This window comes from Pseudomonas sp. NPDC089741, from assembly GCF_044748825.1.
In the GTDB taxonomy this organism is placed as follows: Bacteria; Pseudomonadota; Gammaproteobacteria; order Pseudomonadales; family Pseudomonadaceae; genus Aquipseudomonas; species Aquipseudomonas helmanticensis.
Map to the genome: position 1 here is coordinate 1 of NZ_JBIVGT010000091.1, position 352 is coordinate 352.

Consider the following 352-nt stretch of genomic DNA (forward strand, 5'->3'; position numbering starts at 1 on the left):
CGAGAGCTGAAAGGCTGGCAGCGTCCAGACCATCAGCGATCTTCTTTTGACGTTCGTGCAGGGCAGTGATGACCGGAGGCCATACATACTTCATGCAGAACAGTACAAAAATCAGGAACGCAACGGACTGGCCAATCAGGGTCGCATTAATGTTCACGCCAACACCTCGCAGTTACGTTGTCCATCACATCAAATTACTCGGAAGAATCCGGGTAATTAGCCAGCGATCTGACCAACGAACGGGTTCGCAAAGGTGAAGAACAGAGCGATACCAACACCGATCATGGTTACGGCGTCGAGCAGACCGGCAACGATGAACATTGTAGCTTGCGGCCGTGGAGCCATTTCGGGC

1 protein-coding gene and 1 pseudogene are annotated in these 352 nt (G+C 52.6%); both read right to left on the minus strand.

The window, feature by feature from the left end; translation table 11 throughout:
- Positions 1 to 157: pseudogene (locus ACIPZE_RS28985) on the minus strand (F0F1 ATP synthase subunit B); the annotation flags it as partial.
- Positions 158 to 216: 59 nt separating this feature from the next.
- A partial coding sequence (gene atpE, locus ACIPZE_RS28990; RefSeq protein ID WP_400776870.1) for an ATP synthase F0 subunit C occupies positions 217 to 352 on the minus strand: 136 nt, incomplete at its 5' end.